Annotated in this window: 1 protein-coding gene; it reads left to right on the forward strand. The window is 50.6% G+C overall.

Annotated elements, in window-relative coordinates:
• Window positions 1-40 precede the first annotated feature (40 nt).
• Window positions 41-243, forward strand: a 203-nt coding sequence (locus tag Q4563_RS21990) for a CBS domain-containing protein (protein WP_303606051.1), incomplete at its 3' end; no start/stop codon positions are given.

Consider the following 243-nt stretch of genomic DNA (forward strand, 5'->3'; position numbering starts at 1 on the left):
GATTCGTTGTATGAGACACATGCCAACGCTCGCTGAAGTAATGACAGCATTCCCTCTGCATATTGGTGAAAACACACGGTTAACAGAAGCCGCAGACTTGATGGCACAACATCAGTGTCATCATCTGCCGGTGATGGATGGTGATGAGGTGATCGGGTTGTTAGGGGCTGACGATATCAAGTTGGCGCAGCAGCCTGGACACAATCTGGATGATAGCCAGGAGCTGGTGGTCGGTGATATGTG

The sequence above is a fragment of the Gilvimarinus sp. 1_MG-2023 genome (assembly GCF_030548285.1).